The following is a 14,732-nucleotide window of genomic DNA, read 5'->3' as shown; positions in this document are numbered from 1 at the left end:
TAGAAGTATCTTCTTAATATTTTTCCTAAGTTCGTATAAACATAAATTTACTTACCATCTATGAAAGCTGCTACTGTAAGAGAATTAAAATTAGAATTAACTAATTGCACACAGCAGGAACTGGTAACGCTTTGTCTGCGATTATCTAAATTCAAAAAAGAAAACAAAGAGTTACTTACCTACTTGCTCTACGAAGCATCAGATGAAGGTAATTATATAGCAGAGGTGCAAGAAGAAATTACTAAAGAGTTTACTCTTGTTAATACGAGCAGCTATTACTACATGAAAAAAAGTGTTCGAAAAATTCTACGTATTAGCAAAAAGTATATCCGATATTCTGGTAAAAAAGAAACAGAAGTGGAAATACTTCTTCATTTCTGTTCAGAGTTAAAAAATATGCATCCTTCTATTAAAAATAACAAAGTGCTTTTTGGGATCTATGAGCGACAAATAGCTAGTATCAAAAAGATCATAGGTACGTTGCATGAAGATTTGCAATACGACTATGAGCTGATGTTAGACTCATCAGAATAGTATTGTTTCTTATGAGAAACAAGTAATTTCCCCCGTATTTTTTTTTAAAACACGGGAAAACCCTTGAGATATTCCATCTTCATTTTAAGTTAGTTTGTATGTACACAAAAAATAAGTACTAACAATTTTTCTAACTTAAATTAAATATCATGGGTATTAGCATTAGTATTGTTGCCGGACAAGATAAGTCGGCATCTAGCGTAAACGCAAGTGGAACTGTTCAACATGTAATTACAGACGAAGAGAGAACTTCCTTTAAGCTTGGGGATAAACAATTAAAAGACGCTGTAGCAAAGTATTTTGGTAAGTCTCCAAATGATGCTTATCTGCATAGTCCAACGCCTTGGGGAGATTTGTATAAAAAGTATAGCTGGCCGCAAGTACAGATGGTTTTAGTGGTGCAAAGCGCAGAAATTCTTGGGATCACTTCAGAACCAGTGATTGTAAAAACACAGGATTTTACTAATAATAGTAGTAAAAAGGGAACGTTTAATGTAGCGATCTCGGAATCTCTGAACAATACAACATCTTCTAATTGGAGTACAGGAGGTACACTAACCGTAGGACAAAAATTTAGCTATGGAGTAAAATTTCTTGGAGCAGGAGCAGAAGGTGAAACTTCATTATCATATAGCCAATCTTGGGGAGTTGGCGGTCAGGAAGCTAAATCAATCACTGTAGGGTCGACATCGGGTGTAAGTGTAGAATTAGATCCTGGAGAATCTGTAGTAGCGGAACTTTCTGCCAGTAGAGGTGTTATGAAAGTAAGAATCAGATATAATGCCTACCTTATTGGTAATTCTGCAGTAAACTATAATCCTACATATAAAAAGCATCATTTCTGGAGTTTAGGAATTGGTGGTGTGATGTCAAAAGGAGGTGTGTCTAATTCCATAAAATCTACAGAAGATATTGAAATTGGATATTATTCTAATTCCAAAATAGAATTAAAGAATAAAGCAAACGGTAGGTTAAAAGCGAGTCATGCATTAGCAGATGCTGTCGCTGGAGAACTTACATTGGCATAACTTTACATGTCATTCTGAGTTCGCTGGAGTGTTATCCAAAAGGATAACGCATCAATTTAATATATAGCTTATTGCTTTTTCCCGACTTCAATAGAGTAGAATAGTACTTTGCTTTGTTGGAGTCTTTGGGTTAAAGAAAGCGCAGTTTCTATCCTTTTATTAGCCTTAATATATAATCTAGCTGGCTGTCCTTACCTTTTATCAAATCCTGTAAGGAAAGCTGTACCGTGCGATCAGGAATAACACCAGAACCTTTTGGGAGTGTAGTATCCTTTACATAATGAGTTATCTTTTCCATAGACATGACCATGATAATCTTGGAGTTTGGTAATTCATAGTATACGGGAAATTGACCGGTATGAAAGTAATGACCGCCACCAGTTTCTTCTCCAACCAAAAGAATATCTGGATCGTTTTTAGCTAGTAGTGCTAGTGCTGAACCTGCAGAAAATGTAGTGCCACCTGCTAACACATAAACCTTACCACGAAATCTATTTCTATTAGGAACCATCATAGTTTCTAAATCGTCAAAATTTAGTTTCCATCCATCATATTGCGGATGGTTGTAAAACTTATCTTTTAGGAACTCCTTCTCACCATAGGTTCGAGTAACATGTTTTCGTTCAGGAATTTCTAACGATGCTACAAAAGAACTAGTTCTTTGCTTAAATAACTTGTTGCTAATAAAAGAAAAAAGATGCACTGAATTGGGCCTGAAACCACCATCATTGTTTCGTATATCTATAACCAGATGTTTTATTTTCTTTTTATTGATTTCCTTAAAGAGTTTAATCAAACGAGATTTAAATGCTCTGATATCTACCCCAAAAGAATTAGCTACTAAAACAGCAGTTTTAAGATCATTTTTGTAGTATACAAATGGTTCTTTTGTATTGATGTGTTTTGTAAAAAAATCAACCTTATCTTTTTGTAAATGATACTTTGAGAAATAAGAATTTCTGTTAATATTTCGGTGTTTAGCTTTGACAAAAGATTCTGCTTTTAATGTGATCGTTTTCTCGGTGCCATCTGGTTCTAAATAATCAACGATATATTCTTTTTCAACACCATATTCATACATATAAAATAACCCAAACTTTAATTCGATATCTCTGTATTTTCTGGTAAGATTATAGCCGTCGGTAGGCGAATATTTCTTTAAAGCTTCGAGGATGTGTGCAATTGGTTTCTCATTAACACGAAGTATTTTGGATCCAATAGGTATCCCAAAATCATCCGTATCGGTATAGAATTCTGCTTGTATGATCTTTAATATTAATGGAAAATAATATTGCGTTGTATTCAGTGTATTAGGCGCAAAAAGTAACAAATGACCATCTCTTATTTGGTCAGTAATTTGCTGCATTTTCTTAAACAATTCGATATCAGAAATCTCTTCTGTAAAAGATTCTTTTGTAGCGCTTAAAACAGAATCCAGTACTGTTTCGCTAGTATATTCATAAAGAGCAGGATGTCCTTGTTTTAAAATGTTTTCAAAAACTCGAAAATCTTCCTGAGCTTTTGTTAAGGTCAGTTTTTTTTGAGCAAAAAGTGTAGTAGATGTGACGATAAAAAATACGATGCACAAAATGCGATTCATGTAATTACTTTTGAATATATAATCTTAAAAGACTTTTCATAAGAAAAGATGTGACAACCCCTTGTTTCCTGAGACGTAAATTTAATAAATTTGATGTCACTAGCTAATATACTCAGCTAAAAAAAACAGGCGCTTATTGGGCACCTGCTTTTTTAAAAATGTTATCAAGTTTATCTTAGTTTAATTTTCGCAATTGTTTCTGAATTTTACGAATAGCAGATTCTATAGATTTTTCAGGTTCTATTACATTATATTCACCCCAGAATTTAGGGTCAGAAAATCCAGATGCTTCATCACTAATAACTACGGTAGATTTTAAGCGATCTTTAGGTCTTATGTTTTCGTTTTCAAGATTCTTTTTCCAATCTGTAATTGCCATTTCAATATTTAATTTATAAGTAGAATTGAATAATTTCTTTTTCCAATTTACTTTAAAGACCAAATCAATTTTGCCATATCCATAATACCATTTTCCATTTTTCTCTCGGTAATTCATATTATAAGTGGCGACTGTAGGATATACTTTAGCTCTCGTTGGTTTTTTTCTAACGAATAACTTACTAGCCTCTTCTCTGTTTTCTAAATTAAGGCTAAAAACGGCTTTTGTTAATGCTAAAGTTTCTGCATCTATATATAGTTTTCCATAGTAATAAAGATCTTTTATATAAGGTCTTTGTTTGAAATTCAGAACATAGATATAACGATCATTGATGTTAGTTGACTTATCAAAACTAAATTCATAAATCTTTAAAATATCCTCTGTGAAAAGAAGATCAGGATTTTTCATTACATCAATAAATAATGTACTGGATGGCCCTCCTTGAAGTTTTAGGGTTAGTGTATCGAGCTTTTTATAATCTGCACTTTTTCTAGCTCTGTACAGCTTAATAATATCATTCTTATTAGACTGATAAGGTTTTTTATATACATCTACGACAGCTTCAGAAAGTGATACATAAGTTCTCCTTTTTTTGATAGTTTCTCTATAGAAAGCTGTCATAATGGTATTATCACTTTGATAATTAGCACCTCTTCGTTTCATAACTTCTCTGATAAGCGCTTCAGGATCTTTCGGATCGATATTTACTGCAGATAGTTCTGTTATGGATGCATTTAATTTAATTTTTGTTTTAGTACCTTTTAATGTGGAAAGTAAAACTACTTTATCCTGATATCCCAGAAAAGAAATAGTGATCTTGTCGTTATTAGAGCTTTTAGGAACTTTTAATAAAAATTCACCTTCATTATTGGTTATCGTCGAGATATTGGTTCCATTTAGGGAGACCGTAGCCGAGACTAGTGGGTCATTAGAGGCTTTGTCTACTACAATACCTTTATGTTCGGTGTAGCTTACATCATTTTGGATATCGGTATCTTGAAAAAAGCTAAATGCTTGTAGACTATTAGAGTATCCAATAATTAGAAATATAGATAGTAAAAATGTAAAGCCATTTTTACGTAAAAAAATACTTTTCTTGTCCATAATGTATTTATTCAGTTAATAATTACATTCTTAAATAGTTGAGGTAGAATGCTAGTTATACAAGATACTAAAATTACCGATGAGTTTTGGTATACAATAGTTAAAAATGAGCTAATTATAAGCTGCCTTAAAATTGATAATACAATAGTTGGACTGTGTTTTTATTATTATAGTTTATTGTAATATAGTGAAGTAGGTTTCTATATTTTGTTTATTGAATACAGAAATAAGTTTAAGGGATTAATGATATCCACGATGATCACTAAACCAATTCTTAAGCTTAATATTTAGTATTTCTGTGGTAAATGGTTTGGTTATATAGTCATCGAGACCTTTAGCAATAAACCGTTCTGCATCACCCGGAAGTGCATTAGAAGTAATTGCAATTACAGGAGGAACTTTTTTATATCCTTTGCGAATTAGTTTACAAGTTTCTACACCATCTAATTCTGGAAGATTGATATCCATAAGAATAAGATCATACACATCTTCTTCATACATTTCTATAGCTTTTCTGCCTGTTTTTGCTACATCCGCCGTGCATCCCAGGTACTTGAGAATTTGTTTAGAAACAAGGATATTTGTATCAGAATCTTCAACCAATAAAACGTGAAGATCAAACTTTTGATCATTACTTTTATCAAAAGTCTTATCAATACTAGGTACGACAGTATCAGATATTTTACTTTTAAAAGTAAACCAGAAATTACTTCCTTTTCCTATATCACTGGTGACTCCCAATTTTCCATCCATTAGATCCACTAGTTTTTTGCTGATTGTAAGCCCTAATCCACTTCCTTCTCCTACTAGGATTGCATCATTATGAACTTGACTAAATCGATTGAAAAGTGATTCCTGATCTTTTTTGCTAATACCGATTCCGGAATCAATGACTTCTATTTTAATGATCAGCTCTTCATTTTTTTTTGAAACTAAAGATGGCTTTACGGTAATAGTACCTTCATTGGTGAATTTGATAGCATTTCCGATGAGATTAGACAATATTTGAATCAATCTATTATCATCCGCATAAATGGACTCTGGTAACGTATCAGGATATTCAGAAACTAAGTTGATTCCTTTTGCTTTACTATTGGCAAGAAATAGATCTACGTTTTGATTTATTAGTTTCTTAAGATTAATTCCTTTAGGAGATAATGTGAATTTTCCTGCTTCTATTTTCGACAAATCGAGTATTTGATTTAGAATGTCTAATAAGTTCAATGAAGATTGATGAATTGTACTCATGTATTCTTTTTGTAAATCATCCAACTTAGTATTTTTGAAAAGCAGATCAATCATACCAATAACTCCCACCATGGGTGTTCTAATTTCATGACTCATATTGGCTAAGAAATCCTGCTTAAATTTTGAAGCTTGTAAAATTTGATGGTTTTTCTCTTTTAATTTATCCAGATTGCGACCTCCAAACATAGCAAACAGGCCAAGAAAAAAGGGAGCGGTATCAATGATATAGTGAATTGGATAATTTTTTTGTACAAATAGAACAGATTCCCAAGAAAATTCTAGATCTAATTTGCCTATATCTATACTAGTTGCAAGGATAGGAAACATCAGTCCAAATAGAACACCATATACTGTATATGTTGCAGCTTCAGATTTTAACCATGATTTTTGATTCATAGATGCGCTTTTGATTAAGACCTTACGTTAGTTAATCATCCGACAAAGTTAGTTTGGGGTCTTACTAGGATATAGGTTTAAATATAGTGGTTTTTTTGTAAATGAATAAGATTTTAATTTACAGGAATTAACCACCAATACTAATCATACTGCGATTTTTGGAATGTAATTCAGGGTTTTTTAATTTATCAGAAGTATCCATTCCTCCTCTGGTGGCAAATTTGTGTTTTAGTGCAGACTGTATGGCAGGAACTATAGATTTTTGTGCTCTTAATGGAGTTAATAATGAAAATTCTTTACCGGAGAACAAACAATTTTTCAGCTTGCCATCAGCTGTAATTCGTATACGATTACAGGTGTCACAGAAGGGATTAGTTACAGAACTTATAATTGCAAAACTGCCAGTGTACCCTTCAATCTTATAGTTACGAGAGGTGTCATTAGGAGCGTCTGTTAATCGTTTAAGTTGCAAAGGAAAAGTATAGTTTACTTTATCTAATATTTCCTGCTGGGTTACAAGTTTGTCCATATTCCATTGATTTCCATCAAATGGCATAAACTCTATGAAACGTATGATTAGATTTCGATCTTTTGTCAAGTTAATGAAATCAATAATTTCATCTTCATTAAAGTTTTTTATCAAAACAATATTTAGTTTGATTTTAAAACCTTCATTTTGAAAAAGTTGGATCGTATTCCAAACTTTTTCGAATTCATTACGACGGGTGATTTTTTCAAACTTGTCTTTATGCAGTGAATCTATACTGATAGTAATAGTCTTCACGCCGTTTTCCTTTAAGACTGATATAAAACGATTAGCCAATACACCATTGGTAGTAATTCCTAATTCTACTGGCAAACTAGCCAGTTTCTCTAATATCAAAGGGAAATCTTTTCTCACCATAGGTTCTCCACCAGTGAGTCTTATTTTAGTAACTCCAAGATTTACAAATTCTTTTGCGATTGTATAAATTTCATCTGCTGACATCAGATTTGCTTTGGGGCTTAAGGGGATCCCATTAGCTGGCATGCAATATGTACATCTTAGATTACACTTTTCTGTCAATGAAATTCTAAGATAGGTATGCTTACGCTCGAACTTATCTGTTAGTATGTTTTGATTTTTTATACTCACTTGGTTTATTTTAATTGCCATCGTGTTTTGCTCCTTTCAGAACTCTAAACGTATGCAGTACTGCTGGAAAAATAGCTTCCATAGATTCTTTTGCTCCATTTGTAGAACCTGGTAATGCGAGTACCACAGATTCTCCAATCACTCCAGCTACACTGCGAGAAAGCATAGCATACGGCATACGATCTTGTCCATAGTTACGAATTGCTTCTTCGATTCCTGGAATTCTACGTTCTATTATTGGTAAAAGGGCTTCTGGTGTTACATCTCGTGGTGATAATCCAGTGCCGCCAGTAAAAATTATAAGATCATTATCAGCTTCTTTTAATTGTTTTACCTGTTGTTGTATTTGATCTGTTTCATCCGGAATAATTGTATACGCATTAATAGTAACTCCGCATTCCTCTAGCTTAGCTATAATGGCTTTACCAGCTTTATCTTCTTTGTGGCCGGCAGAAATTGAATCGGAACAAACTATAACCCCAGCAGTAAAAGGAGCTCCACTATCTTTATAGCTAGATTTACCACCTTTTTTATGAAGTAGTTTTATCTGTTGGATTTCTACATTTTTATCCACTGGTTTTAACATATCGTACATGGTGAGCGCAACTACAGATGCACCGTGCATTGCTTCAACTTCTACGCCAGTTTTATAGATTGTTTTTACCGTCATCTCTATCGTGATTTCGAGATCATTGATTTTGTAGTCTATAGCCGTATATTCAATAGGTAATGGATGACAATCCGGAATCATATCACTGGTTCTTTTTACTGCAAACAACCCAGCAGTTTTTGCCATTTCAAAAACATCTCCCTTGGGAATACTTTTGGATACAATGGCTTCTATAGTTTTCGAACTTCCAACCTTAACTATTGCTTGAGCCACTGCAGTTCGAAGTGTGTTGTTTTTATGTGTTATGTCTACCATGTCGATTGTTTAATCGTTTTTTTAGTTGGTCCTATTTTTGTTTTTAAATAATTGAACTTCCTTCAACAATTTTTCTTTTTACTCATTAAACTTTATTTACTTTCCAAACATGAGTTTCATCTTCAAAAATTTCTTTTCCAAAGACTGGGACTTCTTTTTTTATTTCGTCTACGAAAAATTCAAGCGCTTCAAATGTAACTTTTCTATGAGGAGCAGAAACGAATACAAAAAGACAAATTTCACCAGTTTTTACTTTTCCAAGACTATGATAAATATGCATACAGGTTAGCTCATATTTGCTAAAAGTGGTTTCACGTATTTCATGAAATTTTTCTTCCGCCATTTCCGCATATGCCGAATAATCAATTGCCTGTACTATTTTACCATCGATTTCATCTGCTCGTACTTGACCTAAAAATATATTATGAGCGCCAATTGTAGTTTTGGTTTGATGTTTTTCTATAGAGTTGGCTATAAAAGAAGGACTAATCGGACCTTCTACAAAAACTGTTTTTCTTTTTTTCATGTTTTTATAATCTATTTATCCTCCAGAAAAAGGAGGTAATAATGCTATTTCATTATTTGGACTAAGTACTACTTCATTTGATGAAATTTCCTTATCAACCGATACTTTAAATGATAAATGTTGTAATTTTTTATATTTATCTTTTAAAAGATTTTGAAGTTGATCTACGTTACCACCGAATTCCAAAGAGATTATCTCTTCTTTACGATCAGTAGCTTCAGCAATCATCCCGAAATATAAAACCTTTAGTTCCATTGTGTTGCTTCTTTATATTGTTGAGGAGTATTGATGTTTTTTACATATGGTTCGATATTTTCTTCAATAGGTATACTTTTTACCTTTAATGTAGAAAGCGTTTTTCTCAGGCTAAGACGTTTCTTTTCGATACTTTCAAAAAAAATTCTTTCTGCCGATTTACTATATAATGTTATAAGAGGAATGTCTTCATAAGTAATGACATCATAATTCGATTCATATTCAGAAATAAGGTTGTTGAGAACAGTAGAAGTAACAAAAGGAACATCACAGCTTAGTACCAAATTCTGCTCTGTTTTTGTATGTTTTAAACCGGTGTAAATCCCGCCTACAGGACCTTTGTCTGGTATTAAATCCGGAATACAAGGGTACTCAAATATTTCATAATCGATACTGCTAGTAATAATTAGAATTTCATTGGTAACGGATTCGATTGCATTTATAATATGTTGTATAAAGGGTTTACCATTATGAAGTTTTAGCCCTTTATCCTGACCCATTCTGCTGCTTTTGCCACCAGCAAGTATGATTCCAGTTATGGTTGGTTTTTTTCTTAACGTCATAACTGTTGTTCTTTTAATTGTTGATCTAGGAAATCCCAACAGTTTTTATTAATATTTTCGAAAGCGGCAATCATTTTTATTCCGTATTCCGTAATTTTTGTACCGCCTCCGCCGCTGCCACCAGTATTTGTAGTTACAATCGGAGCCGAAGCATTTTTGTTGATAGAATCGACTAAGTTCCAGGCTTTCTTATACGACATTCCCAGAGATTTAGCAGCCTTAGAAAGAGAACCTTCGCTAATGATCGCTTTAAGGATTTTGATTCTTCCTTCTCCCAGAAAAACCCCTTCTTCTCCTTCGATCCAAATTCTACTTTTAATATGGTACATGAATATCGTTGTTTCCTGCAAGATATAACGAAAAAAGTAAAGAATATACTCTTTCAGAAATTTTTATGATTTATTCAAAAAGAAAGATAAGTAATGGTTAAAATGGAAATTAACAGTGTATTTTTTTTTGAAAAACAGAAAAATTATTGGGGTAATAAAATAGTTGCTACGATATCTCCTTTTTCAATTCTGTCAATGTTTTCCGGAATATAAACTAATGCATTTGCAATGGCGTACGTATATAACATGGCCGAACTTTGACCTTCTAGAATCTCTACAGTCTCACCGGATACTTTTGCTTTCAGAAATTGTGCACGATCTCCTTTTTTAATAAAATCGGCAGTGATGGATTTGGCAGTTCTGGTAAGACCCATTGATTTCATACCTTTCATTTTTTCGATAATAGGTAACACATAGATATAAAAACAAGTGAGGGAAGAAGCTGGATTGCCCGGCAATGCGAAAACCATAGTTTTATCATTAATACCAAAAAATAATGGTTTTCCTGGTTTTTGCTTAATCTTATAAAATAATTCTTCTGTATGAAGCTCTGCTAAGGCCTCTTTTACAAAATCATAATCACCAACAGAAATACCACCACTAATTAATACAAGATCATTATTATCAATAGATTGTTTGATAGTTTCTTTAGTACTTTTATATTCATCCTGCACTACATATTGGGTGATTTTTTTGATATTACATTGTGTAAGAACGGCTGCTAGTTGTAAAGAGTTACTTTCATAAATTTTTCCTTCTTTAAGTCTTGTTCCGGGTGGTATTAGTTCATTACCAGTGGTAATAACCCCTACTCGTGGAGGAGTATAAACTTCAACTTTGCTAACTCCTAATCCTGCAAGAAATCCAATGCCTGCCGGAGTCAATTTTGTTCCTTTGGGTAATGCAGTATCGCCTTTTTTAATTTGCTCTCCTTTGAGTCTAATATTCTGACTTTTATTTATTTGACCGTCAATAGTTATACTATCTTCTGATCTGGATACTTTTTCCTGAATTACCACAGTATCAGCATTATCTGGAACTCTGGCTCCTGTGAAAATACGAACTCCTTGTCCTGGTTCTAATGTAAGGTCATCAGAATCCCCAGCTTTTACTTCGCCTATAATTTGATAAGAATTTTTATCGTGGAGTAACAGTGCATATCCATCCATTGCTGATTGACGAAAGGGAGGCATGTTTATTGGAGAGACAATATCTTCACTAAGAACTAATCCATTGGCCTCTTTTAATAGGATGGTTTTAGTATTTGGGAGGTAGGATATTTTTGAAATTATTGATAGCGCTGTGGAAACAGAAATCATACACCATTATTTTCTTTCAAAAATATTGCTTTGTTCGGAAGAAACCTAAATTTTGGATTACTCAAAAAAGAAATTTACTCTTTTAAAATAAAAAAAGCGCGACAATTATATAATTGTCGCGCTATCATAAAACCTTACTTTTTATGATTGATTTAACCTTTAAAAACGATTTTTCTTAATTTGTATCCTTCTATTTTAATGAAGTATGTTTTTGGATCCATATAATTATGGATATAGTCATCAATTTTACCGTGGTCTAATAGTCTTCCAGTTAGCGTGTAAAGACTATAGTTAAGACCTTGGGGAACGTCTTTAATATCTTTAAATGTTTCTAGACCTGTACTTTGTTGACAAGTTGAGTCAGCTAGAAATCTATCTATAAAGGTAACTCTTCCTTTTTTCTCTCCTTCTAAAGTTACGGTTGCTGTTTCGTCTACATCAAGAATTCCATTTCCTGAAATATCTCCTAAAACAATTAAGCAAGCGTTTCTAATCTTAATGCGAACACCATTTTCGAGATGTAAGCTTTCTGTTATAAAAATTACACCTTCTTCAGTATTTTCATCTAAACCGTTGATTACGGTATTTTCGGTCACAGACATTAATTTATAAGAAATGTCAATTTTTACATTCGCAAATGCAACACTTGCGAAAAGTAATGTTAATAGGGGTAGTAGTTTTTTCATAAGGTTCAGCTTTTTGGGTTAAACTGCAATTTAAAAAGTAAGTTTTATCTTACTTAGTTGATGATTTTATCGTCGTAAAACACATAATCAACGACAAGATACAACTTTTTGTGTTAAAACCGTACTTTTATTGATTTAAATATTGATTTATTAATTAATATTTTCCAAAACAATCTCGTCTTACCTATAAACAGTGGGGTTTAGACAAATGTTAAAATTTACAATTTCATTAACATATTGAGACCTAGTTTATTGCTTTTGGGTTTATATCTCATAAAATAGCAATGAGCGATAATTATGATAGTTATTTTTAAATTGATTCATGGAATTAAGGATATTTAATTCTAAATTTGATTATAATGATGATCAAACTACTACTTTTTTTCCAGGGCTTCAGTATTTGGTTTAAAAACCTATTAAGAGAATTAACTAATAATATTATTAGTATATTTTTTATTGTTTCTGTTTATCTAGCATTATGGCACTTTCCTCAAACATTAGATTTACTGTTAATTTTAAATCAAGCGGATACTTTTTTATTAGAAGTTCCTTTATATTTTAGTTTACTTACTATTGCTGCTTTCTTAATCTGGAATGCTCCCAAATATTTTTATTTTCATAACTACAAAGATATTTCAATCAATAACCTTATTGGGTTTATACCTAATCAGCATTACAAATTTCAGGATAGAAGTGAATCTGCTAGTTACCCTTATATGACTAGAATTCACATGAGGAAAACATTGCCCAGAATTCTAGCAATTCTATTATTGGCAATATCAGCATTAGGTATTCTTAATGCGATGGAGTTATTCGGATTAGAAAACAGTTATACAAGGTTCCTAGATCCAATAAATACTTTAATTCTGATTATCTTGTTATTGTTATTGTTATCTGAACCTAAATTATATAAGGTACTAAAAGACGTTCTTAATAGAGGTTCCAAAACAACTGTCATCTTTTTTGGTGTATCTATAGGATTAATGCTTTTAATTATATCGTTAGGAACCTTAAATACGCAGGCAGAAAAGGACTTGGGTAATCTATTTCTTTCTAATTGTGCTTTAGCGTTGTTGTTTTCTACGTTGTCATTTAATAGTTATAGATTTCTAAAAGATTTTCCTAAGAAGCTGTTTTATGGAATGATTCTGATAGCTGGATGTTTACTGTTAATTACATTCTTAGTTTTAAATTTTTATCCTAATCTAGCTACTGGAATAAATCCGTTATCCATTTTGATACTTTCTTTGTTAAGTCTGTTTATGATTTGTTTCATATTAATCTTACTAGGAAAAAAGATTAAACTGCCACTTCTTTCTATTGTTGCTGTATTCTGTGTTTTTTCGGCTAGATTTTTTTCTGATACCTCAGATCATTATCAGCTTAAATTAAAAGAAACTAATATAAATAGGTTACCATTAAATACTTATGTTTATAATTGGTTAAAGAGTAGGGAAGAGATTATTGATAGTAGTGATAAACTTTTTCCAATCATTATGGTTTCTGCCGAAGGAGGAGGGTCGAGAGCTGGGCTTTGGTCATTTTTGGTGCATAGTTATTTATACGAAAAATCAAATGGAGCTTATTTTGAAGAAAATTTACTTTCATTAACAGGTGCCTCGGGCGGAAGTGTAGGTAATGCTATGTTTTTTGCAGAAGCTAGAACTGCAAGTCTTAGTAATAGTATATCAAGTTTTAGCATACCTACAGATACTGAATATCTTGGCTCAAAATATAAGGCGAGTGTCATATATAAAGAAAATTATCTATCCGTAGCATTACTGTCTTTACTAGGTAGAGATTTGTTTAAGGAGATTACCAGCTTGTTTAATTTTGAAAATAGAGGACAATTATTAGAGGAACAATGGGTCCAGGCTCATAAAAAATATTTCGCTGACTCAAAAAATCAAAGTATTCTTGATAAAGAGTTTTTGTCTTTTTATAAAGATGTTTCTGAAGGAAACTTTGAAGATTCTAACCGGAAAATTCCGCCCTTGTTGTTCATTAATACGACACATACGCAAACAGGAAATTACAATATCATTAGCCCGGTAAAGTATTCTCATTTAAGACCTTTGGCAGGAATGAATGATTTTTTGGATAATGTACAATCAAGTTATCCTAATAATTCTATAGCACTTTCTACTGCCATGCGCATTAACGCAAGTTTTCCTTTTATAACACCAGTAGGAGATATTAGAAAAATTACAGAAACAGATGAATCAAAGTCGGATCAATATGCAGATGCAGGATATTATGATAATATTGGAGGTAGAGTGTCTAAAGGTATTGAAGAGGTTTTAAAAAAAGTATTAAATGATTCTTTTCCGGTATTAAAAGAAAAAATAATAATCAAACACCTGCTTATAACTAATGCAGAAGAACGCAAAATAGCAAAAACAAATACACAATTATCAGCTCCGTTAACTACATTGAGAAATGTAAGATATGGTCATACGCGAGAGATTATGAAAAGGTTGGGAGAGGAGTATATAATTGAGTTGAAACCGACCGAGATAATTTCATCCTTAGTTAATTCATTTGATGATAATGAAGAAAAAGAGGAATTAATCATAAAGCCGGTTTTACCTTTAGGTCGATATTTATCTACTATTGCAATTCGATCTATGGAGGCTCGAGTGGATTCGATTAGCCAGGAATTAGATTTAATTTTAAAATAAACAAGTCATTTGTCATTTATTTTT

Annotated in this window: 14 protein-coding genes; 3 read left to right on the top strand and 11 right to left on the bottom strand. The window is 32.3% G+C overall.

Going from position 1 to position 14,732, the window contains the following annotated elements; genetic code table 11:
• Positions 1-60: 60 nt before the first annotated feature.
• Together Q0975_RS22915 and Q0975_RS22910 are read left to right on the top strand one after the other, a co-directional pair.
• On the top strand, positions 61-534 hold the full coding sequence (locus tag Q0975_RS22915; protein ID WP_299441247.1) for a hypothetical protein: 474 nt from the start codon (positions 61-63) through the stop codon (positions 532-534).
• 149 nt (positions 535-683) lie between these two features.
• Entirely contained in the window at positions 684-1,562 is an 879-nt protein-coding gene (locus tag Q0975_RS22910; RefSeq protein WP_299441244.1) for a hypothetical protein, read from the top strand.
• A gap of 148 nt (positions 1,563-1,710) precedes the next feature.
• On the opposite strand, the gene Q0975_RS22905 is transcribed toward Q0975_RS22910, so the two are convergent.
• The 11 genes from Q0975_RS22905 to Q0975_RS22855 all read right to left on the bottom strand — a co-directional run bounded on the left by Q0975_RS22905 (position 1,711) and on the right by Q0975_RS22855 (position 12,027).
• A complete protein-coding gene (locus tag Q0975_RS22905; RefSeq protein ID WP_299441241.1) occupies positions 1,711-3,162 on the bottom strand; it encodes a S41 family peptidase in 1,452 nt (483 codons plus the stop codon).
• Positions 3,163-3,337: 175 nt separating this feature from the next.
• Complete coding sequence (locus Q0975_RS22900; RefSeq protein WP_299441238.1) at positions 3,338-4,645, bottom strand: carboxypeptidase-like regulatory domain-containing protein; 1,308 nt, start codon at positions 4,643-4,645, stop codon at positions 3,338-3,340.
• Positions 4,646-4,885: 240 nt separating this feature from the next.
• Entirely contained in the window at positions 4,886-6,289 is a 1,404-nt protein-coding gene (locus Q0975_RS22895; RefSeq protein WP_299441235.1) for an ATP-binding protein, read from the bottom strand.
• Between the two features lie 127 nt (positions 6,290-6,416).
• The gene (gene moaA, locus Q0975_RS22890; RefSeq protein WP_299441232.1) at positions 6,417-7,445 is read right to left on the bottom strand and encodes a GTP 3',8-cyclase MoaA; all 1,029 of its coding nucleotides are present in this window, start codon (positions 7,443-7,445) and stop codon (positions 6,417-6,419) included.
• The gene (moaCB, locus tag Q0975_RS22885) at positions 7,435-8,349 is read right to left on the bottom strand and encodes a bifunctional molybdenum cofactor biosynthesis protein MoaC/MoaB (RefSeq protein WP_299441229.1); all 915 of its coding nucleotides are present in this window, start codon (positions 8,347-8,349) and stop codon (positions 7,435-7,437) included. Before moaCB ends, moaA begins: the two co-directional genes overlap by 11 nt.
• An 85-nt stretch (positions 8,350-8,434) precedes the next feature.
• Positions 8,435-8,875, bottom strand: coding sequence for a molybdenum cofactor biosynthesis protein MoaE (locus Q0975_RS22880; protein ID WP_299441226.1), 441 nt, complete (start codon positions 8,873-8,875; stop codon positions 8,435-8,437).
• A gap of 15 nt (positions 8,876-8,890) precedes the next feature.
• Positions 8,891-9,130: a MoaD/ThiS family protein gene (locus tag Q0975_RS22875; RefSeq protein ID WP_299441223.1), complete on the bottom strand. Its 240-nt coding sequence runs from the start codon at positions 9,128-9,130 to the stop codon at positions 8,891-8,893.
• Complete coding sequence (locus Q0975_RS22870) at positions 9,121-9,693, bottom strand: molybdenum cofactor guanylyltransferase (RefSeq protein WP_299441221.1); 573 nt, start codon at positions 9,691-9,693, stop codon at positions 9,121-9,123. The genes Q0975_RS22875 and Q0975_RS22870 overlap by 10 nt, the downstream gene beginning before the upstream one ends.
• A complete protein-coding gene (locus tag Q0975_RS22865; RefSeq protein WP_299441219.1) occupies positions 9,690-10,022 on the bottom strand; it encodes a LysR family transcriptional regulator in 333 nt (110 codons plus the stop codon). The genes Q0975_RS22870 and Q0975_RS22865 overlap by 4 nt, the downstream gene beginning before the upstream one ends.
• A 143-nt stretch (positions 10,023-10,165) precedes the next feature.
• A complete protein-coding gene (gene glp, locus Q0975_RS22860) occupies positions 10,166-11,341 on the bottom strand; it encodes a gephyrin-like molybdotransferase Glp (protein WP_299441216.1) in 1,176 nt (391 codons plus the stop codon).
• Positions 11,342-11,493: 152 nt separating this feature from the next.
• The gene (locus Q0975_RS22855; RefSeq protein ID WP_299441213.1) at positions 11,494-12,027 is read right to left on the bottom strand and encodes a hypothetical protein; all 534 of its coding nucleotides are present in this window, start codon (positions 12,025-12,027) and stop codon (positions 11,494-11,496) included.
• Positions 12,028-12,386: 359 nt separating this feature from the next.
• Between Q0975_RS22855 and Q0975_RS22850 the strand changes: the two genes are divergently transcribed.
• Positions 12,387-14,708 (top strand): hypothetical protein, encoded by a 2,322-nt coding sequence (locus Q0975_RS22850; RefSeq protein ID WP_299441210.1) that lies wholly within the window; start codon positions 12,387-12,389, stop codon positions 14,706-14,708.
• Positions 14,709-14,732: the final 24 nt, after the last annotated feature.

This window comes from uncultured Aquimarina sp. (genome assembly GCF_947500065.1).
Lineage (GTDB): Bacteria > Bacteroidota > Bacteroidia > Flavobacteriales > Flavobacteriaceae > Aquimarina.
The sequence above is the reverse complement of the archived record's forward strand: the minus strand, read 5'-3'. Positions and strand labels throughout refer to the sequence as shown.

What these genes read in the sequence shown, in the direction of transcription:
- Q0975_RS22915 (WP_299441247.1), top strand. Translation starts at nt 61, where the DNA reads ATGAAAGCTGCTACTGTAAGAGAATTAAAATTAGAATTAACTAATTGC.
- Q0975_RS22910 (WP_299441244.1), top strand. Translation starts at nt 684, where the DNA reads ATGGGTATTAGCATTAGTATTGTTGCCGGACAAGATAAGTCGGCATCT.
- Q0975_RS22905 (WP_299441241.1), bottom strand. Translation starts at nt 3,162, where the DNA reads ATGAATCGCATTTTGTGCATCGTATTTTTTATCGTCACATCTACTACA.
- Q0975_RS22900 (WP_299441238.1), bottom strand. Translation starts at nt 4,645, where the DNA reads ATGGACAAGAAAAGTATTTTTTTACGTAAAAATGGCTTTACATTTTTA.
- Q0975_RS22895 (WP_299441235.1), bottom strand. Translation starts at nt 6,289, where the DNA reads ATGAATCAAAAATCATGGTTAAAATCTGAAGCTGCAACATATACAGTA.
- moaA (WP_299441232.1), bottom strand. Translation starts at nt 7,445, where the DNA reads ATGGCAATTAAAATAAACCAAGTGAGTATAAAAAATCAAAACATACTA.
- moaCB (WP_299441229.1), bottom strand. Translation starts at nt 8,349, where the DNA reads ATGGTAGACATAACACATAAAAACAACACACTTCGAACTGCAGTGGCT.
- Q0975_RS22880 (WP_299441226.1), bottom strand. Translation starts at nt 8,875, where the DNA reads ATGAAAAAAAGAAAAACAGTTTTTGTAGAAGGTCCGATTAGTCCTTCT.
- Q0975_RS22875 (WP_299441223.1), bottom strand. Translation starts at nt 9,130, where the DNA reads ATGGAACTAAAGGTTTTATATTTCGGGATGATTGCTGAAGCTACTGAT.
- Q0975_RS22870 (WP_299441221.1), bottom strand. Translation starts at nt 9,693, where the DNA reads ATGACGTTAAGAAAAAAACCAACCATAACTGGAATCATACTTGCTGGT.
- Q0975_RS22865 (WP_299441219.1), bottom strand. Translation starts at nt 10,022, where the DNA reads ATGTACCATATTAAAAGTAGAATTTGGATCGAAGGAGAAGAAGGGGTT.
- glp (WP_299441216.1), bottom strand. Translation starts at nt 11,341, where the DNA reads ATGATTTCTGTTTCCACAGCGCTATCAATAATTTCAAAAATATCCTAC.
- Q0975_RS22855 (WP_299441213.1), bottom strand. Translation starts at nt 12,027, where the DNA reads ATGAAAAAACTACTACCCCTATTAACATTACTTTTCGCAAGTGTTGCA.
- Q0975_RS22850 (WP_299441210.1), top strand. Translation starts at nt 12,387, where the DNA reads ATGATGATCAAACTACTACTTTTTTTCCAGGGCTTCAGTATTTGGTTT.